This window comes from Streptomyces sp. NPDC005706 (assembly GCF_040631045.1).
Lineage (GTDB): Bacteria > Actinomycetota > Actinomycetes > Streptomycetales > Streptomycetaceae > Streptomyces.
In genome coordinates this window covers 160500-184869 of the sequence record NZ_JBEXYS010000011.1, presented here as the reverse complement: position 1 = coordinate 184869, position 24370 = coordinate 160500, and the positions used below count along the sequence as shown (strand labels likewise).

At 66.7% G+C, this 24370-nt stretch carries 17 protein-coding genes and 6 pseudogenes; 10 read left to right on the top strand and 13 right to left on the bottom strand.

Annotation, left to right across the window (positions count from 1 at the left end):
- Positions 1-56: 56 nt before the first annotated feature.
- From ABZ478_RS20095 to ABZ478_RS20080, 4 genes and pseudogenes are all read right to left on the bottom strand, one after another.
- Positions 57-242: pseudogene (locus ABZ478_RS20095) on the bottom strand (hypothetical protein); the annotation flags it as partial.
- Positions 243-796: 554 nt separating this feature from the next.
- Complete coding sequence (locus ABZ478_RS20090; RefSeq protein ID WP_359551187.1) at positions 797-1048, bottom strand: hypothetical protein; 252 nt, start codon at positions 1046-1048, stop codon at positions 797-799.
- 89 nt (positions 1049-1137) lie between these two features.
- A pseudogene (locus tag ABZ478_RS20085) lies at positions 1138-1356 on the bottom strand (2-phosphosulfolactate phosphatase); the annotation flags it as partial.
- 537 nt (positions 1357-1893) lie between these two features.
- Positions 1894-2340 carry a peptidase inhibitor family I36 protein gene (locus ABZ478_RS20080; RefSeq protein WP_359551185.1) on the bottom strand — a complete coding sequence of 149 codons (447 nt, stop codon included), beginning with the start codon at positions 2338-2340 and terminating at the stop codon, positions 1894-1896.
- A 1206-nt stretch (positions 2341-3546) separates the two neighbouring features.
- Between ABZ478_RS20080 and ABZ478_RS20075 the strand changes: the two genes are divergently transcribed.
- Positions 3547-3789, top strand: coding sequence for a hypothetical protein (locus tag ABZ478_RS20075; RefSeq protein WP_359551182.1), 243 nt, complete (start codon positions 3547-3549; stop codon positions 3787-3789).
- 249 nt (positions 3790-4038) lie between these two features.
- Positions 4039-4197: a hypothetical protein gene (locus tag ABZ478_RS20070; protein ID WP_359551180.1), complete on the top strand. Its 159-nt coding sequence runs from the start codon at positions 4039-4041 to the stop codon at positions 4195-4197.
- Between the two features lie 1177 nt (positions 4198-5374).
- Here ABZ478_RS20070 and ABZ478_RS20065 read toward each other — a convergent pair.
- Entirely contained in the window at positions 5375-5977 is a 603-nt protein-coding gene (locus ABZ478_RS20065) for a hypothetical protein (protein ID WP_359551178.1), read from the bottom strand.
- A 1553-nt stretch (positions 5978-7530) separates the two neighbouring features.
- On the opposite strand from ABZ478_RS20065, the pseudogene ABZ478_RS20060 reads away from it, so the two are divergent.
- Positions 7531-8122 (top strand): annotated as a pseudogene (locus tag ABZ478_RS20060) (IS3 family transposase); the annotation flags it as partial.
- Between the two features lie 537 nt (positions 8123-8659).
- Here ABZ478_RS20060 and ABZ478_RS20055 read toward each other — a convergent pair.
- The gene (locus ABZ478_RS20055) at positions 8660-11383 is read right to left on the bottom strand and encodes a helix-turn-helix transcriptional regulator (protein WP_359551175.1); all 2724 of its coding nucleotides are present in this window, start codon (positions 11381-11383) and stop codon (positions 8660-8662) included.
- Between the two features lie 2269 nt (positions 11384-13652).
- On the opposite strand from ABZ478_RS20055, the gene ABZ478_RS20050 reads away from it, so the two are divergent.
- The 3 genes from ABZ478_RS20050 to ABZ478_RS20040 are packed head-to-tail and all read left to right on the top strand — an operon-like array spanning position 13653 to position 16683.
- The gene (locus ABZ478_RS20050) at positions 13653-14765 is read left to right on the top strand and encodes a bifunctional DNA primase/polymerase (protein ID WP_359551172.1); all 1113 of its coding nucleotides are present in this window, start codon (positions 13653-13655) and stop codon (positions 14763-14765) included.
- Positions 14762-16285: a phage/plasmid primase, P4 family gene (locus tag ABZ478_RS20045; RefSeq protein ID WP_359551169.1), complete on the top strand. Its 1524-nt coding sequence runs from the start codon at positions 14762-14764 to the stop codon at positions 16283-16285. The genes ABZ478_RS20050 and ABZ478_RS20045 overlap by 4 nt, the downstream gene beginning before the upstream one ends.
- Positions 16282-16683 carry a DUF6009 family protein gene (locus ABZ478_RS20040; protein WP_359551166.1) on the top strand — a complete coding sequence of 134 codons (402 nt, stop codon included), beginning with the start codon at positions 16282-16284 and terminating at the stop codon, positions 16681-16683. Before ABZ478_RS20045 ends, ABZ478_RS20040 begins: the two co-directional genes overlap by 4 nt.
- Positions 16684-16926: 243 nt before the next feature.
- On the opposite strand, the gene ABZ478_RS20035 is transcribed toward ABZ478_RS20040, so the two are convergent.
- On the bottom strand, positions 16927-17271 hold the full coding sequence (locus ABZ478_RS20035) for a hypothetical protein (protein ID WP_359551163.1): 345 nt from the start codon (positions 17269-17271) through the stop codon (positions 16927-16929).
- A gap of 214 nt (positions 17272-17485) precedes the next feature.
- Between ABZ478_RS20035 and ABZ478_RS20030 the strand changes: the two are divergent.
- Both ABZ478_RS20030 and ABZ478_RS20025 read left to right on the top strand, forming a co-directional pair.
- A pseudogene (locus ABZ478_RS20030) lies at positions 17486-17988 on the top strand (IS701 family transposase); the annotation flags it as partial.
- A 716-nt stretch (positions 17989-18704) separates the two neighbouring features.
- A complete protein-coding gene (locus ABZ478_RS20025; RefSeq protein ID WP_359551257.1) occupies positions 18705-18959 on the top strand; it encodes a hypothetical protein in 255 nt (84 codons plus the stop codon).
- Here the strand turns inward: ABZ478_RS20025 and ABZ478_RS20020 are convergent.
- The 4 genes from ABZ478_RS20020 to ABZ478_RS20005 form a co-directional block, all read right to left on the bottom strand.
- Entirely contained in the window at positions 18939-19907 is a 969-nt protein-coding gene (locus tag ABZ478_RS20020) for a hypothetical protein (protein ID WP_359551160.1), read from the bottom strand. The two genes, ABZ478_RS20025 and ABZ478_RS20020, sit on opposite strands and share 21 nt — an antisense overlap.
- Positions 19908-20387: 480 nt before the next feature.
- On the bottom strand, positions 20388-20939 hold the full coding sequence (locus ABZ478_RS20015; protein WP_359551158.1) for an IS110 family transposase: 552 nt from the start codon (positions 20937-20939) through the stop codon (positions 20388-20390).
- Between the two features lie 57 nt (positions 20940-20996).
- Positions 20997-21311, bottom strand: a complete 315-nt coding sequence (locus ABZ478_RS20010) for a hypothetical protein (RefSeq protein WP_359551155.1) — start codon at positions 21309-21311, stop codon at positions 20997-20999.
- Between the two features lie 230 nt (positions 21312-21541).
- A complete protein-coding gene (locus tag ABZ478_RS20005; protein ID WP_359551153.1) occupies positions 21542-22216 on the bottom strand; it encodes a BlaI/MecI/CopY family transcriptional regulator in 675 nt (224 codons plus the stop codon).
- A gap of 228 nt (positions 22217-22444) precedes the next feature.
- Between ABZ478_RS20005 and ABZ478_RS20000 the strand changes: the two are divergent.
- Positions 22445-22712: pseudogene (locus ABZ478_RS20000) on the top strand (WhiB family transcriptional regulator).
- Positions 22713-23107: 395 nt separating this feature from the next.
- On the opposite strand, the gene ABZ478_RS19995 reads toward ABZ478_RS20000, so the two are convergent.
- The gene (locus ABZ478_RS19995; RefSeq protein WP_359551151.1) at positions 23108-23464 is read right to left on the bottom strand and encodes a transposase; all 357 of its coding nucleotides are present in this window, start codon (positions 23462-23464) and stop codon (positions 23108-23110) included.
- Positions 23416-23901, bottom strand: coding sequence for a transposase family protein (locus tag ABZ478_RS19990; RefSeq protein ID WP_359551148.1), 486 nt, complete (start codon positions 23899-23901; stop codon positions 23416-23418). Before ABZ478_RS19990 ends, ABZ478_RS19995 begins: the two co-directional genes overlap by 49 nt.
- 3 nt (positions 23902-23904) lie before the next feature.
- Between ABZ478_RS19990 and ABZ478_RS19985 the strand changes: the two are divergent.
- Positions 23905-24239 (top strand): annotated as a pseudogene (locus ABZ478_RS19985) (transposase); the annotation flags it as partial.
- Between the last annotated feature and the right edge of the window lie 131 nt (positions 24240-24370).

Here is a 24370-nt window from a genome sequence, read left to right as displayed (position 1 = left end):
GAGGGATGGCGCTTCTTGCACAACTCGGCTGTCGGCCCGGCTGCCCGGCGTGCCACTCACACTTCTCGCATTGAACATCTTGGTCCGCAGAATCCATGAGACACCGCCTGTCCGAGACAGGTCTTCAGGTCACACAACTCCATCCAGGGCTGACTGGTCCGGCAGCTGCGGGTGCCCACCACGACCTCCGGGAACGCCGGGCCCATCTGGGTGCCGCGGCGCGAGCGCAGCATGACGGTGTCCGCGTCGAGGCAGACGGCCGAGCGGAAGCCGTCCCACTTCGGCTCCGCCGCCCATCTCGCGTGCTGCGCCGGGCATCGGCGTCACGCGAACGCTGAGAGTTCGAGGAGGGCGGCCTGGGCCGATGGCAAGCCGGCAATCGCCGAGGCTCGTGCACGGGGCTGGTGCTGACGCCGTGACTTATGCCGCCTGCATGCTGGTCAGTCGGTTGGTGAGGCCAGGCACTCGACTCTGCCCGGCTGCAGGTCGGGTCGCAGAGCTGGTACCAGGTACGTATTCGAAACCGGAGCTATTCCTCGGCGTTCAGGCGGTAGGGCGTGGCCGATGTCCCGGTGTACGCCGAGGGCGTCGGGTGACGCCCTCGGCGGTGAATGGCTGGGTCCATGCTGAGTAGGAACGCCGCGAAACCTAAGCCAGCACGCGATCCCCGGTGCAGCGCAGCGCCATAAGAACTCGTAACACGATCTCCGTGCCCAGACCGGCCTGCATCGAGCCCGCTGGGCGGTGGTTGGCGACCACCGTGACCGTGAGGTATTCCGAGGGCAGGGGGCGGCGTTCAGGCGGAAGCGAGCCGGTTGATGTCGGGGTTGCGCAGCACCGTGGGGCGTGTGCCGTTCTGCTGGGTGATGGCGAGCATGGCGCGTCCGACGGCGTCGGTGTTGGTGACATACCGGGGCAAGGCGCGTCGCAGGACGGGGTACAGAATCCCGGTGGCGCGGTACAGAGTGCGGTAGAGAGGGGCGCGCGAGGTGGCGCCGTCGACGGACTGGATGTAGCCGGGGCGGAACATGTACGCGGTCATCGGCATGGCGAGCAGGAATGGTCGGGCACGGCGCACTGCGTGCCAGCCTCCGCGACGACACCGTCACCCAAGTCCTCGCCGTCGTCCGCAGCCGTGTCGAAGCCCGTTGCCGGGGCACCGTCCTTCAGGACCAGCCAACCCGGACGACTCTCCTTCAGAGCCAGTGCCTCAGCGTCGGACGGGGCCAGGACGATCTTCTCGGCACCACGCGAGAACGCCCAGGCAGCCACGGTGAAGGCCCGCATCACGTCGACAACGACCGCGACGCGCGGAACATCAGCCAGCTCCGGAATACCGACGAAACGATGATCAATATCGTCATTCTTGTCGAGGCCACATCGCTCACGCCGTTGGGCTATCCGGCGACCTTCCACAAGTCGTGGGACAGGGTGGTGCCGTCATTTGGCATTGACATCCGCTCCTCTGCTGATCACCAACTGCCTCCGGAACCAGTCGACAAACGCTGTTCCTAGAGATCAACGAAGCCAGGCCTCAGCCTCGCTAGGGATCCCCCGGTTCAGTCAAGGTGCCAGGGGACCCCTCTGAGTCGTACCGCGCTGGTTGTAAGTCGGGGTTGCGCGCCTGGTGTCGCCCCCGAACCAGCGACAGCGGCTCGGTCGGGGGAGTGTGACTGCCTGGGGGAGGTGAAGAGCTGGTCTGGGTTGTAGACGAGCTTGACCTGTTGCATTCACGGGTAGTTGTCGCCGTGGTCTGAGGCAAGCACTCGGCCGGAGCTGGGGACTTCGCGCACAGGCCCCTTCCTCCTGCCTGTGTCCGATCCGACACAAACAGGCAGGAGGGCGGCAGATCGTTGGTCGCTCGCCCGGGTGTCAGCCCCCCCCCCCGGTCGCTCAGGCGCCGCAGGGGGTGTCGTTGTTGCGCAGGCTGTGGGTGGTGTCGTTGAGCTGGTAGGAGCGCAGGTCGCTGATGGTGCCGCCTTCGCGGGCGACGCAGACGTGCCGGCCGAAGTAGTTGTCCTTCTGGTAGATGCGGGCGGTGCGGCTGCTGTTGTTGATGACGGAGCTGCCGTTGCCGCGGATGTAGTCCGGCAGGTGCCGCACGGAGCCGTCGACGGCGCGTTTGACGTAGGGCTGGCCGTTGAAGTTGATGTCGGGGTAGATGCACACGAAGCCGCGCGGGCATGCGATCTGGTCCCGGGCTGTGGCGGGCGCGCCCGCAGGAGTCGTGGCGTGGGCGGGCGCGAGGCCGGTCAGTGATGCGGCCAGGATGGTTGGCACGGCGGCGGCACGCAGCGCGGCCGCTTTCATGTGGGGGAGCGGTACACGCAGAAGTCTCATGACATCCGCCTGTCCTGGCGGAACGGTTCGCCATTCCCCCACCCACCGACATTCATCCAGAAGAGCGGCCACCCCAACGCCGGCCGCCGAAAGAATTGCCCTGCGGTCGGGCCCCATCCCGTGCCCCTAAACCAGCACTTATTCGCGGCACCGACGAAGCTCCAGCGGCCCTCTCTGTGCCCGTGAGCAGCGGTTTCACGCCGCGACACGGAGTGCTAGCCCCAGGCCTGACGGCACAGGCTCACGATGTCCAGGGCGGCCACCTGCTCGGCGCTGCGGCACAGTTGGCGCATCCGCTGCGAGGTCGCCCGGATTCTGGCCAGCGGGAGAGCCGGGGGCACCCGCGGGGCGGGCTGCCATGTCCTCGGGCTCGGGAGAGGGACAGGCCGACGGCGCGGCGCGGGATGCGCTCGAAGAGCAGCCCGGTGGGGCTGCTGCGCCAAAGTCACTGTCGGCTGCCTCCGGTGGCGCCGCGCGCGCTGGGCGTTCGCCGTGTGCCGCGCTGGGACTGGCCCGGTGCGCACCAGGGCGGAGCGCGCCGAGGGCAGCGATCCCCGCGTCGGTGCGGTGGGCGTCCCGTACGGCGCGAGAGGAGCCCGTAGGCCCAGCGGGCGACCGTCGTCCGGCGAGAGGCGGGGCGTCACGGTGGTGCAGCTCGTGACGCTCAGCAGCACCAGGAGGATGAAGGCCAACGACGACCGGCGAGGGAGCACCGACTCACTGTGCTGCACCGGGGACGTCCGCGGAGTGGCACCACGCGGACGGTCACCGCCAGGAGGGATGCCCCGGCAGGTGGCTGACGCAGCAACGGCGCCGCGCCCTGGATCGCCTACCCGACGCTCTTATGCCCATGCCCATGCCCTTGCCCGGCCGACCCGTCCGGCCGTCCTGCCCCGGCACACCTGACGGGTACGGTGCGCCGCTGGGTCCGCTGTGGTGGCGCCATAGCGGCTCTGGCGCTCGGCTCGCGATACGGTCACCTGACCCCTGAGGAAGACCAGCCGACTTCGGAATATGGGTCGCTTCGGTAGCTGCAACCTCCTGCCTGCCCTGCCCTGCCCAGCCCTGCCCGCCTCCGTCCGGCCCAGCACCAGTTGCGCGGCTTACCCGCACCTCGCACAAGGTCCTATCCGTCGCCCCGCTCATCAGGGCCGCACTCGCCCAGCACACTGCCCGGCGACGTCTTCGCCTCAGGAAGGACCCGTATTGTTCACCACCCAAGACGCCTTCCATCAGGCACTCACCGCCACCGGCACCCTGAACGGCCTCTACACCGCGCTCATGGCCTCCACACCCTCGCTGTCTGAACGCAGCCACGAAGACCAGACCACCGGCCTGGTGTTCTTCGAACAGAACCCCAGCATCCGGCTGCCCGCCCCAGGCGACCGGCTCAACCGGCCTGATATCGACCAATGGCAGATGACGAAAGCCATGACCTCTCGGCGCTGACGAGCTCACAACGCCCCTTGATCGCTGACCGACTCGAATGAAACCCCGGTGCTTGTCTTGCTCATGACAGCTCCATGCTGGGATGGCGACGCGCGACCACCCCACAACCTTCCAGTTGGGGTCGCAGGGCGCCACCCGTCGCACCCCTCAGTGCGGCACAGCAATGCGCACTGGAGGGTCGGACATGAGCCGTGCACCTCCCGATCCGGCTGCACTGACAGCGGATCCATGCTGCCCCAGGACGGTCCGATGACGGGGACCGCCGTTGCCTCGACATCCGCCCTGGTACACCCGGTCGCCTCCCGTCGCCTGCTGAGCGGCGTCTTCGCGCTGCTCGGCGTGGTCACGGCCGTGTGGGGTGCACGCATGCCAGCAGTTCAGGGCGCCGCCCACCTCAGCTCGGGCTGATTCGCCCTCGTTCTCCTAGCGGCAGCGGCAGGGCATGGTCCTCGGCCTACAGTTGGGCGGCCGGCTCGCCCATCGGTACGGCCCTGCTCGCAGCTCCAGCCAACATCTTCAGGATCTCTCTTGCTCCACTGGAGACTTGCCGAAGGCTGACCTCCCTGTCGCTGGTTGCCGCCTTCTTCGGCATCGGCCACGGCCTCCTGGACGTAGGGGCGAACTCCGCGGCAGTCAACCTCGAGCACGCCTACCAGCGCAGGATCATGCAGAGCCTTCACTGCATGTACAGTGCGGAGGCGCTCGCGGGAGCCGGCCTGGCGGCGATCACCGCATGGGCGCCCTACCAGGTCCTGTTCGCCACGCTCGGAATCCTGACGGCGACGGCCGCCGCCGCTGCCATCCCCCTGATTCGAACAGCAGGCCACCTGGACACACCTGTCCACCAGAATGCGGCAGCGCGAGATGCCAACCCCCAGCTTCCGCTTCGCGCGGTGTGGTTGCTCTGCTTCCTTGCCGCAGCCAGCCTCTGCGCGCATGCTCCCATGGAGGCCACGCGGCTCCGAGGCCGCCGTCGCCGGGTACGCCGGTCCCGCGCGCGGAACGAAGTGCGCCCCGGCCGGCGCTCGCGGAACGCCCCCGCGGTGGTCCGGCCCCGCCAGCCGGGGCACGGCGGGCGGGGCCCAAGCCTCGACGGGGCAGGCCGGGGGTAGGGAGGTTAGCCGGTGCCCTTCCAGTGGCCATGGCTGCTGATCATTTGGTAGCTGCGCCTCGGGCAGTAGAACGCGCTGCTGGGCGAGTCGTTGCTCGCCCACGCCTTCCTCGCCGCGATGGCCGCTGCGGCTACCGAAAGGGGGACCGAAGAAGCGATCACTGCAGCCGCGCCCCTCGCCGTGGCAGAAGTCAGGAAGTTCCTGGCTACTTGCTACCCGCGCAACGCCCCAACAACAAGGGCGGTTCACGTACCGGGATGGTCGAGATGGCGACGCGACCACCAAGCCGTCGGCCGCCGTTGCCATTACCGGAGCCGAAACCCAGACGCCACACGGATCCACCGATCCCGCACCAGGCGGAACACCACCCCCGCTACACACACAATCAGGCACCTGACCAGCAGGAACAGCGAAGCGCTGCTGGAGTACTAGGGTGCTAGACACGGCATAGCAGCCCCGGGGGACATTGCGGCTCAGGGGTTGCTAACGCGCCACGCGGAGTTGGGTGAAGTGACGGAGGCCTGCAGGTTGGTGCAGCCGAAGATGGCGCCGCCGGTGGCGGGGGCGTCGATGTAGGAGTCGCTGCTGCTCAGGAGCTTCCAGGTGCCGCCCTCCTGCTGCTGTACGCCGGTGGCGGTAAACGTCCGGCCTACGGTGTCAGCGCAGATGTTGAGGCGGCCGGTGGAGGGATCGGTCGCGGAGTAGACCTCAAAAGCGTCCCAGCCGTCGACGTTGGTGCCGGTGGGGTGGTTGGGGTTGGAACCGGAGGATGTGTAGTACGTGTCCCACTGAGACGTTGCGTAGTTGTAGAGCCGCATCTGCCAGGTGTTTTTGGTGGCGTCGGTCTTGGCGATCCAGACCTGGTAGGCGCGGTTGCGCACGTACGTCGACTGGAAGGAGGAGTCCATGTACGTGTACTTGCCGACCCTCTGGCGGTTGCACCAGTCCCAGGCCCAGATCTCGGCCTTGTCGTGGAAGTAGGCGGTGGTGTTCTCGATGCAGGAGTTGCCCGCGGGGTAGAGAGTGGGCGCGTAGATGACGTCGCCGGCGTGTGAGGTGCGGAAGTCGGGGGACACCGAGTGGACGGCGTAGGCCCCGGTGGGAGCGCTCGCCCCGGTGGGGTTGGTGGCCCAGAACTTATGGCCGTCCTCGGTAGCCGTGGCCGAAGGGGCTAGCTGGGCAGCGCCGTAGTGCTTGGCACGGTGATCGGCGAGTTGAGCGGGCGTCAGGTGCCGTTCGGCGGCGCGCCCGGTAGTGCCCGGGACGGAGTGGCCAGAGAGCGCGGTGGCGTGGGCGGGGCCGGCTGCAGCAGGCCGCGGGGCGGGGGTTGCGCTTGCAGGGGCAACCGTGCCGGAGAGAGCGAGGGCCGCGACCGCGATTGCGGCAGCCGATACCCACAGCTTCGAGCTGCTGAGATGTCCAAAGGGCTTCAATGCTGGCTCCTCTAGAGCAGAAACGAACAGGGGAGATGGCGTGATCACCAAGATCCCGACGCACAGCACGAGTCTGGAAGTGGACCTACAGTGCGGTCCCGCTGCCGTGAGGGAGAGACGAGCTGTCATGCGAAAGGGACCTTCGCCTGACCAGGGACAGTAGGCCCGACTAGCTGGTTTCTCTATCAGTAGAACCGTTCTACGGATACCTAAATAGCCGCTGTACAGGGGCGAGGAGCCCTCCTCTGAAACTACCCAGAGTGCCCAAACGCGTGGCAGGGTGAGGCTGGAGGGACCCGTCGTGGCCCAGCTGCGTCAGCCGGCAGATGCGTCTGCGGGTCTGACGGACTTGTGGATCCGGTTGATGAAGGGGGTCGGCACCGAGGTCCTGGTAGGGGGTGTCCTGGTTGAGGTTGTGTCAGACGAACACGAGGGCATACTTCTTGCCCCGATGACTGATCAGCCGTCGGAATTGTGCGGACAGGTAGGGGTTCTTCGATCGGGCGGCCTGCCGCCGGTAGGGCTGTAGGCGACGGCCCATCTCATCGGTGATTAGTTGATGGTGGCTGTCGCCGCGCCGACGCGTGGGAGCATGGCGCGGGCGAGTGAGGCGTGATGGCCGCTGAAGAAGCCGGTCATCGCCTGGACCATCTGAGCTTTTGCGGGTCGCGTTCGTCGGCGATCAGGGCTTCGACCATGGCCCGCGCCGACTTGCCGCCAAAAAGTCGGTGACGACAACCGACAGCTTGATCCCCGATCTTCCAGCAGCTTCTCCAGCGCTGGATCTCCCGGGTCCGTTGACGTGTGACCTCCGTCCGGTACCGGGTGAGGTCGCGCAGCTGTCGTATCGGTTTGGGCGGGACCAACGACGAGCGAATCACTGACCTGTGCGGCTTGATGTGGTTTGGGGCTGACGATGTGTGATCGTCGCGGTATGCCTGTTGTGTGAGATATCCTCAGGGTGGTGGGCTGACGCTTGAACGGCAGGCGTTTCGCAAGCGGATCCGGCTGGAGGCGCGGAGCGATTCGCTGCGGGTGTCGCCAACGCCGAGGTCGCCAAGGACTTACGGGTGAGTGTGCGCTCGGTGCAGCGCTGGCGCCGGGCCTGGCACGACGGCGGCCCGGAGTTCGGTTCCCGCTTCCTGGCCGACGAAGCACGAATCACCGGAGCTGGCATGGCGGACCGGACCGCGTGGCGGAACTGCTGGGACAACGGTTGGTGGAGTGTGTTCGGCAAGAAGCGCGGCCAGAGCAAGAAGGCCGGGCCGCCGGTGCACGACGACCTCGTCCGCCCGCGACTTCGCCGCAGACGGTCCGAACAGGCTGTGGCTCACCGACACCACCGAACATCCCACGGCGGAAGGGAAGCTGTATCTCTGCGCGGTCAAGGACGTCTTCAGTAGGAGTATCGTGCGCTACTCGATCGACGCGCGGATGAAGTCCCGCCTGGCCGCCCCCGCCCTGAACAACGCTGAGGCCCGGCGTGACAGTGTCGCCGGGTGTGTCCTGCACAGCGATCGCGGGCTGCGGTTCCGGTTCCGGAAGTTCGTCCGCGCACGCGACAGTCACCAGATCGTCGGCTCGATAGGGTGGGTCGGAGCGGCCGGTGACAACGCGGCCATGGAGTCCTTCTTCAGCCTGTTGCAGAAGAACGTCGTCGACCGCCGCACGTGGGCCACCCGCCAGGAACTGCGGATCGCCATCGTGACCTGGATCGAGAAGACCTATAACCGGCGCAGTCGACAAGCCGTACTCGGCCGACTGGCCCCCGGCGAATTCGAAACCGTCATGACCACAACTGTCCTCCTGGCCACGGGACTGAACTGTCACCTAACCCTGCACCACACCCCAACACTTAGAGCAGTCCCTGCTGGGTTGAACAACGCGTAGGCGGCGTCGGGGGATTCTTCACACGCAGATCACATCCCCCACGCCCACCAACAGCCTCGAGCCCAGCGAACCACCTGGTCGCTGAATCACGGATGGCGAATACTGATCGGTGACTCGTCAGCGGCGCAGCGGCCCAGGTTCGACGACGGCCCGTAGCAGAAGGTCGACCTCCCACACCCGCTGAAGCTGCAACCATCAGACATCGGGTCGGACAATCTGCAGACGGTGGCCTGGTTCCGCCGGCGACTCACGGTGCCGGGCAACACTCGCGGCAAAAGCTTGCTACTGCGGTTCGAGGGCGCCATTTCTCAGTCTCGCTGCCGCGGCAGCAGGGCGGCTACTGCGCCAGATCGCGCTCATGCGGTCCCTGAACGACAGCATCACCGCCACCTTGCGGTCTCGACGCGGCGTCTATCTCCGCGCGCGGTCGGTGCTCTACTCTCCGGCGGCTGCCAGATGGCCGGAGACCAATTGGCGACGGGAGTGGACTCCGGATTTCTGCAGGGCCCGTGCAACGTGCTGCTCCACGGTGCGGGGGGACAGGTGGAGTGTGGTGGCGATCTCTCGGTTGGTCATGCCGGCGCCGGCAAGCGCGGCGACCTCCGCCTCGCGCGGGGAGAGCTCACTGCCGTTTCCGGGGGGGCCGGGGGCGCATCGCTCGGCGGCGGGGCGGTAGTCGCGCAGCTCGGCCCGGGTGCGGGCGGCGTCCCAGGCGGCGCCCAGCGCGTCGAACCGCTCCGCACACTCACTCAGCGTGGCGACGGCATGCGCTGAATCCCGGTCCAGGGCGAGCAAGCAGCGGGCGGCGCGCACCGTCGCGAGTGCCGCGTGGTAGGGGCGGGGAAGGGCGGCGTAGGCGGCGGCTGCGGCCTCGTAGTCTTGCGCGGCCGCGGCTGGGTCGCCGACGTATTCGGTGAGCACGCCGCGGGTCCAGCGCAAGGCGGCATGCGCGGAGGGGGCGTCGCGGCCTTCCAGCCCGGCAGCCAGCTCCGCCACCATCTCGCGGGCGACCGACAGTGCCCCGCACGCCGCGGAGGCCTCGACAGCCCAGGGGGCGACTTCGCCTCCCAGGGCCCAGACGCCCTTGGTGCGCAGCCGTTGCCAGGCGCGTTCAGCCTCAGCGGCCGCGGGGCCGGTTTCCTTGCGGGCTAGGGCCAGCCGGATCAGGGCACCGGAGGTGGTGGCGGACAGCGGGACAGGTCCGTCGTCGAGGTCGAGGGCGTCCGTGCCGGTCAGAAACGCGGCGGTGTCGGCCCACTCGCCGCGTGCCAGGGCCAGCAGGCCAAGGACCATACGGGCGTCGGAGGCAATGTACGGCATGTCGCCGGTCTCCTCGTGCATGGCGCGGGCCCGATCGGCAAGTCCGGCCCAGCGGCCGGTGGCCCAGTCCAAGAGGATCTCTGTGCCGCGGCCGGTCTGCTCGGTGTAGACGGCGCCGTTGCGGACGGCGAGCGCCGTGCCTTCCCGCAGCAGGGCCCGGGAGCGCTCGTAGTGTCCGAGCCAGACCGCGGCGTCCGCAGCGTTACACAGGCCCCGGGCGGCCTGCTGGCGGCAGCCGAGCAGGCCGCTATCGCGCGGAAGTCGGTCGATGAGCGCCCAGGCCGCGTGGTCCCCAGTGTTCAGTAGCACGCTGACCTGATCGGCAGCGACCGCGGCCTGCACCACCTGATCACCGGACTCCGCGGCGACGACCACGGCCTTCTTGATCCAGGCGATGTTCTCCGACAGCGGGGTGCTGGGCCACCAACACACCGGGGCCAGAGCGGACATCGCACGGGCCAGCGGCACCGGCTGGCCGGACAGGTCCTCGACGGCGCGCTTGAGCTCGGCCTGGCCTTCAACGAACAGGCCCATCTGGTTGCACAGGAGCAGGCCCAGGTTGAGGCGGATCTCGCCGCGGATGGCCGGGGCGAGCCCGGCGTCGGCCAGGATGTTCCGCAGTACGACCATCGTCTGGTCCGAGCGCAAGCCCATGACGGCACTGCGGGCCAGCGCGGCGGCGAGCCGGGACCTGGCCGGCTCCGGCACGGTGCCAGAGCCCAATACGGACTCCAGTAGGCGCACGGCGCTCTGCAGTTCACCGGCACCCGCGTGCTGCTGTGCGGCGCGTTCGACGGCTCGCAGCCATCCCTTCTGGTCCCCGCAGGCGCGACGGTGTGCGGCCAGTCGCTCCCAGGGCACGGGCTGGCGGCGGGCCAGCACCGCGGCGGCCCGCCGGTGCAGCGATTGCTTGACGGGGCCGGGCAGGTGGTCGCGCACGGCAGCAGCCGCTAGCGGCGCGAAAAAGCCGTAGAGCCCGTCGCCGGCCTCGTGCAGGGCGGCAGTGCGTAGCGACGCGAGCAGGGCGGACTGACCGTCGCGTTCCTCCAGGTCGGCAACGACGGTCAGTTCGCCCGCGGTGGCGGGCTCGTCCAGCACGGCGGCGGCGAAGACGATCGCGCGGTGCGGTTCGGGAACGGCGGCGACACGGCGCAGCGTGAGCGCGGCGAGTCGGGGCGGAACACCAAGGCGTTCGACATCGGTCTCACGCGGCTGGTCAACGGGCAGGACGCTCAACAGACCGATCAGGTCGGCGACAATCTGGGCGTTCCCGCCGGAGGCGCGGTGTAGCCCGGCCGCTAGGCCCGGGCCGCAGCGCTCCACACCGAGCGCGGCGGTGGCAGCACGCTCGACGGCCGCGAGATCCCACGGGCCCAGCCGTCGCTGAATAACGGTGAGCGCGGGCGGGAACTCGAAGTCCGAGCCGAGGACCAAACCCGGTTCGGGCAGTTCCTCGGGGCGATAGGTCAGGACACAGGCGAGCCGCATCGGAGGGTCGGCAAGCAGCGCGCGAAGAGCCGCGAGCTCCTCCGCGCTGGCCTGGTGGACCGCTTCCACCGCCAGCACGAGCGGGCTGCTGGGTAGAGTTTTTTCTCTAGGGCCCTCGCTGGTTTGCGCGCTCAACTCCCGGCTTTCCGCCTCGGCGGCGTTTTGGGCGGTAGCTTCAAGGGCGGACGTACGGGCGGGCACGGGCAGGGCGGCCAGCAGCCTGGATAGCAATCGGCTTTTGCCGGTGCCTGCCGTGCCTTCGAGCAGCACCAGGACCGGAGCCCCATCCTCGACGAGCGCGTGGCCCAACAGCTTCCGGATTGCGGGCTCACTCACTGCTTCCGCATTCATAACCTTGTGATCCGTTCCGACGGGACCGATTTGGGCGGAATACCCTTGCGGAGTTGACTACAGTGTGATCATATTGCGATCAATTGATCCAGTCAACCCTGAGGTCATTTGATCGGTTTGGTAATCACTTGCAGTAGGAGCGATCTCCCGCAGGCCACAAGCACAAGACCCCTGGCTTGACTCTGTCCGGCCAAGCCTCAACACACCCCAAAGCCTCACGCGTTGAATGCGCCCAGCACTTCGTCGCCCTCTGACCGGCGAGCGAGGATTCGAGGAGACCATGCAGACCCAGCGAGAGACCAGCGCGGAAGCCGAGGCCCGCGCTCACCGCAGCACAGCCGAGCAGACCATCCCTGAGATCGCCCGCTTCCTGCAGGACACATTCAGCCAGCGGGTCGCCGCCTTCATCGCAGGCGTGGAAGACCCCAAGCAAGTTGGCCGCTGGGAGCAGTCATCAACCCACCATCGGTCCCTTCATCGCCCGCCGCCGGTCATTCCGGCCCAGCAAGGAGTCCCGCGAACCCACCGCGCAGGAACGGCAGGACTTCCTGCCCCACTTCGAGCCGCGGAAGCACGCCCTCGGCGTCTGCGCACGCTACTTCGGCCCGCCCTGCGTCCATCAACACGCCTACATCCGCTGTCCCGTCCCGCAGCGCGATCCGGAGCAGATGCCCCGATTGGAAGAAACCCAGCAAACCTGCTCGACCGGCTCCAGGAGGCTAAGGAACAGGGATGGCTCGACGAGGTCGCCGCGATCGGGGTCAGCCTCGCCGCCGCCGCGCAGAAATCGCCATGCGCGACCTCGCGACCAGGCACACCACCGTTCACCTCGGCATGCCCGACGTCCGCAGCAGTGCCGGACGTCTTGATGCCGAGCAGTGACAGCGGTGCCGCCTCGCATCAGTACCGTCGGTCTAAAGCCTCAACCAGGCTGCGGAGTTCGCGTGCCCGGCGACGAAACATCGCCCGCCACCGCTTCGAGGAACTTGCGGGGCCGCCACGGATCACCGCAACAGGCCCACTCCGTGCAGCCACCGCTTTCGCACCCCCACCACCGTCGATTCGGCTGGTGGACAAAGCTCCGCCAGCGCACCAACTTCTTCTGTCGTTCGATCCGTCGAACCTCGGCGAGTGCGGCCGAGGAGAGGCCACGGATGGCCGTAATGTCGTCATGCTTCCGGCGCCGGAGCGGCAACTCGGCCCGGACGCGCCCAGGCTGCCTACGAAGCTGGCTGGCTCGAGGAAACCAGAGAGTCGGCCACAGCAGTTACTACCGGCTCGAACCCAAGGGCCGGGCCGGTACTTTGTCATTTTCCTTCACCGCACCGCATGACGTCCTGCAGATCGCACCTCATTGACGTGACGTACATGAGGTGCGGCCTGCGGGACTCGCCTCCTAGCCGTACTGCCTGAATGAAGGGTCCTGCTGGCCCCGACCAGCCGAGCGCTCGACTACACCCGGGCCACAAGCGCACGGAAGAACGGAAGGGTAACACCCGCTGTCCCATCTCATCGGACGTCTACGCAGCCGACGGCTTCCCGCTCGCCAGCCGCCGGCCCACGTCTACACGCGGTGTCGCGTGGACCATCGCCTGACCTGCTCTCTCTCCGCCCACAGCGCCTCGTTGATAACCGTCGCAGCCCACCGTCTCCTACTGCCCTCATGCCGTGCACGTCCCGCTGCTGCGACGAGTCAACGGACCCACAAGTCATGCCTCGCGGCCTCAATGGGGTTCGGCGTACTCTCAGATGTTGGATGCTCAGTCGCTTGGGTCGCTTGGGTGGCTAGGGTCAGAGCAGCCCATCACCAGGCTGCGTCAAAGAGCAGTCAGGTCCGCCTGGGGCCATGAGGCGCTGCCCAGCGACCGAAGGCAAGCGACTCAAGCCCATTTGGTCGCTCCTTTCGGCTGAGACAAAAAACCTGGTCAGATCCATGACAGACGATAGGCAGCGACTGAAGCGACTCAAGGTTGTCATATATAAAGCTGTCTGAATGTGTGAGTGTGCGTCATATATAGAATGCTTCAATCGCTTCAGTCGCTGATCGCATCCTGGTAGCGCCGCTGACCTGCTCTTTTCAGTTCAATGCAGAGCAGCGACTCAACCCAGCCGGGTCGCTGTGCCGAGCGCTTCGGTCGCTTCGGCCCCCGCGAGGAGCAGTATCGACACGGCGTAGGGGTTGTTTAATCCCTGCTCCAAGACGTCATCAGCGAGGTTCACTAATCTGTGCCAATCATTGAGTCGCTTCAGTCGCTGGTAGGGGGCGCAAATGTCCGCTGAGCTGCAGTTGTCTCGCAGGGACCCAACGCCGTCAGCCCCAACTGCTTCAGTCGCTGAGCTGTCACTGGCCACTGCCAGCTGGTGTGCCCGACGAGGTTGGCCTGTCCACCCCCTTGCCCGTGGGCGTAAGATCCCAGCTGCCAACTGCCGTGACTGCCATTCCACCCCCCACCCACCGGAGACTTGTCCCTGCCCCCCAGCAGGCCGGTGGTGTCACGGCTTCCACGCGGCCACACTCGACCAGCGTCGTATTGCCCAATGGTGGGGCCGCCACCCAGAATTCGGTGTCGGTGTCGCATGCGGGCCGGCCGGCCTGGTGGTCATCGACGTCGACGCCCACGCCGCCCATCCGCCCAGCCGAGACAGGATCCTGCCCGGCATTCCCATCAGCGACCAAGTCGACCTGACGGGGCTGGCCAACGGTTTCCACACCCTCGCTGTGCTAGCCGCGCTGCGCGGCCAACACAGCCCCGCCGACGACAGCACCACCCTGCGGGTGCGCACCCCATCGGGGGGCCTGCACGTCTGGTACCGCACCACGGACCGGCGGCGCTGGCTGTGCTCATCTGGCTCCAGCCCTGGCCGCGCCCTGGCCTGGCAAGTTGATGTGCGTGCCCACGGCGGCTACATCGTGGCCCCCAACACAACAATCAGTCAGGGCACATACACGGCAATCGGCGGCGCCCGTGAACCGGCACCTCTGCCCGCCTGGCTGGCCAAGGAACTCGAACGCACCGGGCATCTGCCGACACCGAACATGCCGGTACCGCGCCCAGTCCCTCCTCGAGCGCAGCAGGCTGTCCTGGCCGCAGGCGGCAGCCGCAGCAGAGAATGCCTTCTTGCCTCCATCCTGGCGCCCGTCGAGGCGTGCGGCGAGGTCCCGGAAGGGGCGGCGTTCTCTGACACCCTCAATCGAGCCGCGTACACCTTGGGCGGTCTCATTGCTGCTGGCCGTCTCACACAGGAAGCTGCCGAGCGTTCCTTGAACGCGACCGCTCTGGCCGCCCGTCCGGGCCAAAGCCGTCGTATCGAGCAGATCATCCGCAGCGGACTGACCGCCGGGCAAAAACGGCCCCTGCACACCAGCGGAGGCCACTGGTGACCTCTCCTGGTAACGAGACCTTGTTCGACTTCGACCCGAAGGCGGTGGCCGCTCAAATCCACGCCCAGAATATCGCTGCGCCAGTGCCCGCCCAGACGAGTGCTGAACCGTCCGTGCACGGGCAGGCAACCCCGAACGGACTGCTCCCGGACACTTTGTCCGATCGCGGCAACGCAAAGCTGTTTGTCAGGCTGTACGCCCATGACTACCGGCATGTACCGGGCATCGGCTGGTTCCGCTGGGGCACCACCCGCTGGCAAATCGACGAAGATGACACCGTGTTGTGGGCTGCTGGCGACCTTGCGGAGCACCTCGCCACTCACGACACGCGGGGGCTGTTCACCACTTCCGCCCTGCACAAACACCGTCGACGCGCCCTGTCCACCACCGGCATCAACGCCATGCTCATGCAGGCCAAATCAGCTCCCGGCATGGTCCTCAACGCCGCCAAACTCGACGCCGATCCGTATGCTTTGTGCACACCAGACGGGGTCGTCGACCTCCGCACCGGATTCGTTAAAACACCCGATCCGAACAAGGACTTCCACTCTCGGTCCACCGCTCTCGGCCCTCAGCAGATGCCGACCCCCCGCTGGGAGAGGTTCCTGACCGACACCTTCGGAGACGACGTCGAGGGCCGGGAGATGATCGCCTACCTGCAACTGCTGCTCGGTTACTCAGTCACTGGCGACGTCGGCGGCCAGATCCTGCCCTTCCTCTTCGGCTCCGGCAAGAACGGCAAATCCGTCCTGCTGGATGTCTTGATGAAGTTGCTCGGCGACTACGCCGACGCCGCCCCGCCCGGCTTTCTCATGGCTCGACCCTACGAAGGACACCCCACCGACCTAGCCGAACTACACGGCCGGCGCGTCATCGTCTGCAGTGAAGTCAAGCACGGCGATAAGTTCGACGAAGCCCGCGTGAAGCTGCTCACCGGCGGCGACCGCATTAAGGCCCGCCGCATGCGGCAGGACTTTTTCAGCTTCGAACCCACGCACAAACTCTGGCTCCTCGGCAACCACCGCCCTGAGGTCGGCACCGGCGGCTTCGCCTTCTGGCGCCGCATGCGGCTGATCCCCTTTGAACGCGTCGTCCCCGATAGTCGGAAGATCGACAACCTCGCCGACATTCTCGTCACCGAGGAAGGCCCTGGCATCCTGTCCTGGCTAATCGACGGCGCCCGCCGCTACCTCGCCGGCGACCGCAATCTCACCGGACCCGAGCGGGTACGCATTGCGACCACCGCCTACGCCGAAACCGAAGACCACACGGGCCGCTTCTATGAGGAGTGCTGCCGTCTGGCCCCCGAACTCCGGGCTGAGCAGACCGCGCTTTACGCCGCCTACAAGACGTGGTGTCAGAATGAAGGAGCCCCCGCAGCCTCCTCACGCGCGTTCGCTTCCCGCACTCGCGAACTCGTGGGACTCGCCTCGCCCAAGGAGATGATCCTGTCTAACCAGCGCAAGCACTACCCGGGCATCGGACTGCTCACCGACGAGGAAAGGGAAGCCGTCACATGAGCTCCCTGATCACCGAGGACGAGATCAGCCACGAGACCGAGCTCGTGTGGCTGGAGGACATCGACCAACTGGACTACGTCCGACAAAGCCTGGACCGACTACCCACCCGCAAGGGACGCCCCGCCTACCACCGCGACGGACGCATGGTTGGCTACGCCCTCTTGGGCCCCACCGCCAAACCCTCGCGTGCCTCGGGCACATTCCGTCGACGGGTCTTCTGGCTGCTGCCTCACGACCGCGACAGCCAGCCCGACGGCCTGTACGCCAAGAGCGCGCCGGCCGAGGCCGTCGATCCCCGAACCCTCAGGCCCTGCGTCAAGGGCTATAAAACGGAGCGTTCCGAGGGTGGCCCACCGTCCTCCGCCATGCAGGAATTGGGCATAACGCTTCCGCTGTAACGCTGTCTCACGCACTGAACTTGACCCGTCCTTCGTGACGCTCAGCCCCTGGCTGGGTCGAAGCGAGCTTGTGCACGCCCATCTGTCCGCGCTGGCCGCCCGGGACACGGAGAGCTCCTACTGCCTGTACCCGTTCAGCAACCACCAGACCTTCTGCCCCTACCTCGTCGGAAGCTACGAGGAGGTAGGGCGCGAACTGGGAACGTACCTCGTCCTTGGGTTCCGCACCCTGTGCCTCGACGCTCAGAGGAGACCGAGCACAACGCCGTGGCCTTCGAACGAGCCGGAGCCGCGTTCGTGGGCCGGAGGTGATCCACCGACGGCTGCGGGGCCCCGCTCCTCTCGCGGACGGCCCGCAGCCGCGCGGTCCCCCCCCGGCTCCCAGCGCGCCTTTAGGGTGACCTGGATGTACGCGCGCCGGTGTTTGTCGGCCAGGTAGAAGTCGGAACGGACTGGTGGATAGAGGGGAGCGTTGTCGGCATCGGTGTACGTGGGGCTGCACGTGATGGCCGCATCGGGCGCCGGGTGGTAGAAGAAGGTGATCGAATAGCGGGCCTTGTGGGCATTCTCGCGGGGAGGATTCACCACCCGGTGTACCGTGCTACCCAACGATCGTTGGTCCGACGGGCCATCAGATCACCGATGTTGAGCAATTGGGGTGATGTCCGCTCCCTCCAGCGAACCTGAAGGGAGCGGTAGCTGCTGTCAAGGATGACCAAGGCGCGGAGATGCACTCCGAACGGGAGAGCGGCGCGAAGCCGGGGCGCGGCCCGGAGGAGGGCGATGTGCCCGAAGAACGCTGCTCACCAGGGCGATGGTCCGCCAGGCGGTTGACGACAGGATCCCGTTCCGATGGGTGACCGCGGACGCCGGCTACGGCTACAGCGAGGGCTGGCGCTACGAGCTCGAGCAGGCCGACATCTTCCACGTCGTGGCCACCACCAGCCACTACACCGCCGTCACATGGCAGGCCATTGGACCACCGGCTCCACGACCTGGTGGTCGGCCTGGCACGGCAGAAGTGGAAGCGCCGCTCCTGTGGCGACGGCGCCCACGGCCTTAGGATCTATGACTGAGCCAGAGCCGAGCTCCGGCCCTGGCACCGCCCGGACCGGCGTCACTGGGTGCTCGCCCGCCGCAGCATCACCGACCCCACAAAGATCGCCTACAGTGCGGCTTGGACGACTACCAGGTACGGCTTCACCAGGGCTGGTACCGGCACATCACGCTCGCCATGACCGCGCACGCTACCTGACCGTTCTGCGGGCTCAGGAGCTCGAAAGGGGCCGGCCCTGCTCCCACTGACGGTCCCCGAGATCCGCAGGCTGATCGCCCAGCTCACCCGGCCAACGCGCCGTGGCATCGCTCACGCCCTGCACTGGTATCGCTGGCACCGCCGACGCGAATACCAGGCCCGGACCAGCCACTACAAGAGACGAGGCCACAGCCCAAGAGCTGAAGCCTCGTCACGGTAAGCACCGTTGCGGTACTAGGGCCCGGCGCGGCCGCTGGCCACCGGCGGAGACCGCAAAGACCGACGCCACGGACGCTCTACTTGCCCAGTCCGCCACGCCCTTGCGGCCCGTGGTGCCGAAAGATCAGACCACGATGCTGAGGCCGCGAACCGAACGGCATAGCGACGTCGTCCCCGAACGCATCCGCGTCCTCAACCGGCTTCACGCCGTGCTGCGCGGCCTCCTGCCAGCGGCGTCCCCATTGGGCCGCTGGCGCGCTCTGCCGGCCGCCATGGCTGCCACCGCTATGAAGCATGCGGCCCCTGGGTGCCGCCGACGCCTGCTGCCGGGGCATAGCCCGCGACCTGCTGAACGACCTGCGCCGCCTGAACCGATAGGTCAGGGACATGAGACCGAGATGCGCGGCAACCCTCGCCGTCACCCGCACTACGCTCACCGCTTTGCCGAGCCTGGCACGGTCCTGGCCGTGAGGGTCATCGGCCACGCCGACGACAGCAGCCGCTTTCCCACCATCACCACTTCGCTAGCCACACCGGCAGCGCACCCCTGGACGCCTCCAGCGGCAACAACGTCGGTCATCGGCCCAACACCGACGGCAATCGCTCGCTGAACTCCGTGCTCCACATCATTGCTGTCTGCCAGATCCGTGACGGCGGGCGCGGACAGGGCTACTACCTGCGCAAGATCACGGATGGAAATAGACACCTGCGGAGGCTCATGAGCCGAACAAAGGCCGGTGCCACACGCTGGTATACGGGCTGCGGGCCAACCACCGGACCCTCAACGGCGGACGACTGTTGAGGGATTCTGAGAAAGCGCTCGGGCACGCCAGTAGGCGAAGCGCTGTAGCGGATCTCCGTCTATGAGCCAGGGCCAGGGGGTGACCACCGAACCTATCGCCTGGAAAACTTCCGCTGCGTCAGGGAGGCGTCTCGCGTGAACCAGGGCATAGGCGAGAACATTGAGGTCGGCGAGAGCAGCGGCATGACGCAGGAAACCTGGATCAGGCCAAAGTGCGACGGCCTTGTCTAAAAGACCAGCATGAGAGGGCTGCTGCCACCATCGATGGGCCAGGAGTGCTTCGAGGTTGCTGCGTGAGGTGCTCGCATGATGGCGCTTGACGGCGGCAATCAGTGGCAATCCTGCCGCAGGTGCGTCGGGAGGCATCATCGCACACCGCTGGTCGACGAAATCCAGCACCATGGCGTGTGAGCCACACTCGGCTGGCGAAAGATAGCCCAGCATCTGCAGATGCCCTTCCCGGTTCCAAGGGTCAAGGCTGACTAGCCGGTTCCAAACAGGTACTACCTCATGGTGGCTGCTCCGCAAGTCGCGCAGGATTGCGAGCAGCACGATCCAAGGCGCAGGGTCCTCTGGCTGCATTTCAGCTGCTTGGTAGCAGTTCTCAATTGCTGAATCCCTTTTTATGCTGCTCTCTTTGCAGCGCCCAGCAATGAGATTGGCCCAAGAATGGAGCAGCAAGGCGTCGGCGCAGTGGGGCTGAGCTTGCAACCACACCTCCGCTAGCTTTGAATCGGCGCTCGCAGCGGCCAGCGCCGAGAGGCGACGGGTGCGACGGTCCCAATTGTCGCCAGCGATGCGGATTACTCTCTCTACTGCAGGCACCTGAATTCTCGCAAGTTTCCGGAAGAATGGACTCTTCAGTTGCTTGCAGACTTTTGCGAGGGCGTTGTCATCGAGTTCCGGATGAAGGCGTAGTGCGACTCGACGCATGGTGAAGAGTGGCATGTCTAAGCAGGACGATCCTTTTGAAGGTACTCATGGCTTGGGGTGTTGCCACGTGACTTCCATCCGTAAGCAGCAATAGAGTTACGTCGCAATATTTCCCTGATCGCGTCGGTCGCCGTGACGAAATCTTGCAGCGAGATTGTGCTCCGAGAGAGCGGCAATTTCTCGTCAGAGGCTAGGAGTTACGCGGTATCGGTGGGCGTGTAGTGGCCCGTCGCCGCCCCTCCCGTGTCTCACGTGAACCGCAGCCTGGAGAGGTGCGCCTGCCGGAGTCCTGGCTCAGCGATCGACTGTCCGTCAATCAGGTGGCAAGGATGATCATGCCTTTGCGGCTTCGCTGTGTCAAACATTCCGAGGTCGTTGAACTCGCCCACTAGTCGATTTAGGCAGTTTCCGCTGGCGAGGGTTCACGGCATATGCAAAAGGCATAATGTCGGCTCGGAGCCGGCTCAGGGGGTCGGCGTACGGTGCTGCCCCCTTTCAGCTGCCCGGCTTGTGAGCGGTGGCATCTGGTTCGCCGCCGGGCGTTGTATCGGTCGGGCCGAGGATTTTGGGAAGATCGTCCATCCAGGCGGGCACTGCCTCTTTGCCCGGCCCACGGGGTTCGTATCTGTGCGGTTGCTCTAAGGCTGCTATATCGCGTCCAGCCGCTTGGGCGAGATTCTCGGAGTTCATGCCAGCGTCTCGGTCGGAACGCTCGAGGATCTTGGCAGATTGCTGGCTTGAGCCAGCGTTGTGCGTCGCGAGAGGTCTTCCCTCGGCGACTCTGCGGGCGACGTACGCCTTCGTGGTAGGGCCGAGTCGCATGCGGATCAGCGAGGTGGTGTGCAGAGCCCCGTTGAGCTGCCGGTCGCCGCTGCGGCTGAGCCGGTGCCGGTTAGTCAGCCCGGGGGATGCAGGTATCGACGAGACGCCACCAAAGGATGCGAAGGCCGCCTGGGACCGGAACCGGCCGGGATGGGACCAGCTGACCAGGATCTGGGTAGCGGTGATCGGCCCGACGCCGAGCAGGTCCAGGAGTTCGGGCGCCACCTCTCGGACGAGGACGAGCAGCTCGTCCTCAAGCTCCCTGGCCTCGGCCTACAGGGCCTAGATCCGCGTGGCGGTGGACCGCAGGGCCCGTACGGTCATGCGGTGCTCGACGTCCTGCATCGGGCCCTCCCGCAGTAGGGCGCAACGGGCAAGCGGAGCCGGGCGCTTGAGTTTCCGCAGCTCGGCGCGGAGCTCATCCGGCGCGGACACGCTCAGCGACACGAGCTGATTGATCGCGGCGGTGGAAGCGAAGACGGCCCCATGACGGGCGGTGAGCAGGACACGCAGGGCTTCGCGCTCGCCCCGAAGACGGGGCTGGATCAAGTGCGCGGTGACTAGAGCTTCCTTGGTCGCGTGGATCGCATTGATCATGTCGGTCTTGCGAGCGCCACGAACAGCAGGTCGCTTGGGTCGGCAGACTTCCACGACGTGCTCACCGGCCTGGTTGAGGAAGGCGGCCAGGCCGGCGCCTCACGATCATCACCTTCCGGCGGACCCGGATTACGGCTGCCGCCAGAGCTCAACCCGGCCCCGCCCTCTGGATCCTGATCACACGCAACGGCGCAGCGGGTTGCGCGCGCTCTGTCCCCGCGCCGGCACCGCTATGCCTGTGCTTTGTCGCTTTCCTGGTCGGCGGGTGTGTCGTCCACCGTGCTGGCTGGGTTGGTGGGTCTAGTGTTGTGCGCGAGGGTGTACAGCACGGTGCGACCTTGCCGGGTTCGTTCGACCATGCCCACCGCGACAAGGCGCTCCAAGGTGCTGCGCACGACAGGCGTGTTGCGGGCTCTCTTGGGGTGTTGCTGTTCCAGTTCGTCGCAGACCTCACCAGCCGTGCGCGGTTCGCCCTGGTGGCCGCTCAGGATTCCGGCCAGGAGCTCACCCAGTGTGGGAGGGGCGGCGTCCGTCTTCGTGGTCTTCTTCTTGGTGTTCTCGCCCTTAACCGGTTCCGGTGTGTCGTTCCTGGCTGCCGCCCGCAGTTGCGGGACTGCCGTCTCCTCCACGGCCGGGGCGCCCGGTGCCGGCAACTGGTCGCCAGCGGATGCTGCCTGTTCCGCATCGGTGGGCGCTTCAGTGTCCTGGTTGGGCTGACCACTGGGCAGGGAAGCCCGGATGCCGATCAGCCATCTCTCCTCCGCCTGCAGCTGGGCCAGGCGTGCCTGTACTTCTTCTACCTGCCGGGTGAGGTTTTGCTGCTGGGCACGGTTGTGCTCGAGGTCGGCCGCGAACTGCTGTGCGTAGCGGTCCTGGATCGGGGCGGTGGTGGCTTCGTCGGCCACGGGTCACCCTCCTCATCGTTGTGGGATGTTGCCTCGGGATGTTACTCACAAGTTCGCGCATCGACCTGCCGATCACGCGGGCACCATCGGAAGGTGAGTCCGCGCTGGGCCTCGAAACCCGGCACTGCGCAGGTTGCACTCCATTCACGGCAGGGCTGTTGTGCCTGGCTGCGGGCGTAGCATCGACTTGCGGTGGACCGATGGGGGAGGGGAATGTGACGGACAGGCATTGGGCCGAGAACGCCGTGCCGGAGCACGGGTTCGGACGCACTGTTCGTCCAGCAGGCCGGGCAGAATCGCAGCCGTCTGCAACGGCTGCGTGGTGCGTGCAGAGTGTCTGGCTGAGGCGCTCAACTAGGGTAGTGAGTTCGGAGTATGGGGTGCGATGACCGAACGAGAGCGCAGATCCCTGCTGCGCCGCAATCCTCACGTCACCTCCTGGCGGACGGTTCTGGAACAGGCCCGCGCCGCCGGCGAGCGGCCACACGCCAGCTGACCGCTCCCGAGCCGGGGCGCCGCCTCGTGGTGGTGGGAGTGGACGCACGAAAGTTGACGAGCCGCAGGCGGGTAAGCGCATCTGCGGGACTTCTGGCACCCGTCCACGCCTTGCTCGCAAGACCGTGCGGTTGAGCGTGAGTAGGGCCCGAAGCGGGGCGGGGTTCGGGCCCTACTACGTCGCGTATCCGCGGGGGACGGATGTGCGCGATGCCCATCCCACGACGCCTGGCGCCCGAAGTTACTGCGCGCTGTTCCGGCTATTCCATCGGTCACGGATTGACGACTGTGACGACTGGATGGCCGGCGCGATCAGGGGCGCTCGCCGCCTTCGACTTCCCTTGCACCCACAATTCTGGTCGGCGGCATGCTGCTCCCGCAGCCGGGTCACGATCTTCAGCTCCCGCGGTGGCTGGACCACCTCGGGCTCCGCCTCTGGTGCGCCGGGGGTTGCCGGGAAGCGGCTCGGCCATGCGGGAGCGATGGGCGTTGACCTCTCAACGGCCTGGCCGGGGTTGGCCCTACGTGATAGCGTTCGGCGACCTGCTCGGCCTGGGGCGCCCCGATGCGTGCACCCTCGCCGTAGCCACTCGAGCGGTCCCGGCAGATGACCTTCACCTCGGGGTGGTCACGCAGCCAGGCGGCCAGGTCCTCGCCCTCACGGCCGTCGAAGAGATGAAGCGGACGGTGGGTGGCCATGTTGATCAGGACCGTGCCGTAATGGCGTCCCTTGCGGAAGGCGAAGTCGTCCACACCCAGCACTTCCACGTGGCGGGCATCGGACTCGGGCAAGGATCTAACCAGCCGCAGCAGCACGTCCCTGCCCACGGAGATGCCGACCGCTGCCGCCTGGCGGGATCCTGCCCGGCCGACCAGGACCAGGCCGATCCCGTCAACACCCCACGCAACAGCGGGGTATGGCAGCTGTGTGGGGTGGTCAACCCCTCGCTCTGCTCGGCGAACGTCACCTCCGAGCAAGCGGGATTCTCACAGCGGAAGCGACGAATGCATAACTCGATCACGACTCCGAGCCCGCCCACGGCGACGTCACGCAGCCGACGTACATACTGACCGTGCACCCGCGCCGAGCCTTCGCCGCACCGGCATGCCACGGTCGTCGTTCGCGCCCGCGCCCTCAGAACCACCTTGTCCAGTCGCCGCTCGACCTCCTCGATCAGCAATGCGGACATGTGCGGAAAGAGATCCTCGGGCTGTGGGCCGGAGACGGCGGCGAGGGCGCCTAGCACTGGCTGCTGCACATCCTCACCGAAATCAAGAACCGCGGCGGCGGCGATGTCCTGCTGCTGGTCCGCGAAAGGTCTGGCCCGTCGACACCGCCCCGACCCAGGAGGCCGCCCCGGAGCGGTTCGCTGAGTTCGCCGACGCCTGGGACGGCAACTATCCGGCGGTCGTGAAGTTGTGGGAAAACGTCTGGGAGAAGTTCACTCCGTTCCTTTGCCTTGACACCGAGCTCCGCCGCATCGTCTGCACGACCAATGCGATCGAGTCGGTGAACGCGCGGATCCGGGATAGGTCGCAGGGCCGCCGATGGGTCAGCAACTACGCCTAGCGGGTGGACGCGTGTGCCGTCGGGGAGACTGCGAGCATCCTTGGCAGGGTTCGAACACGATCATGGAGGATCCGCCCTCGTGGCTCAGG

Excerpts from the sequence above, each read along its gene's own strand:
- ABZ478_RS20090 (WP_359551187.1), bottom strand. The coding sequence starts at position 1,048 with ATGCCGATGACCGCGTACATGTTCCGCCCCGGCTACATCCAGTCCGTC.
- ABZ478_RS20080 (WP_359551185.1), bottom strand. The coding sequence starts at position 2,340 with ATGAGACTTCTGCGTGTACCGCTCCCCCACATGAAAGCGGCCGCGCTG.
- ABZ478_RS20070 (WP_359551180.1), top strand. The coding sequence starts at position 4,039 with ATGACGGGGACCGCCGTTGCCTCGACATCCGCCCTGGTACACCCGGTC.
- ABZ478_RS20055 (WP_359551175.1), bottom strand. The coding sequence starts at position 11,383 with ATGAATGCGGAAGCAGTGAGTGAGCCCGCAATCCGGAAGCTGTTGGGC.
- ABZ478_RS20050 (WP_359551172.1), top strand. The coding sequence starts at position 13,653 with ATGTCCGCTGAGCTGCAGTTGTCTCGCAGGGACCCAACGCCGTCAGCC.
- ABZ478_RS20040 (WP_359551166.1), top strand. The coding sequence starts at position 16,282 with ATGAGCTCCCTGATCACCGAGGACGAGATCAGCCACGAGACCGAGCTC.
- ABZ478_RS20020 (WP_359551160.1), bottom strand. The coding sequence starts at position 19,907 with ATGCCACTCTTCACCATGCGTCGAGTCGCACTACGCCTTCATCCGGAA.
- ABZ478_RS20010 (WP_359551155.1), bottom strand. The coding sequence starts at position 21,311 with ATGATCAATGCGATCCACGCGACCAAGGAAGCTCTAGTCACCGCGCAC.
- ABZ478_RS19990 (WP_359551148.1), bottom strand. The coding sequence starts at position 23,901 with ATGTCCGCATTGCTGATCGAGGAGGTCGAGCGGCGACTGGACAAGGTG.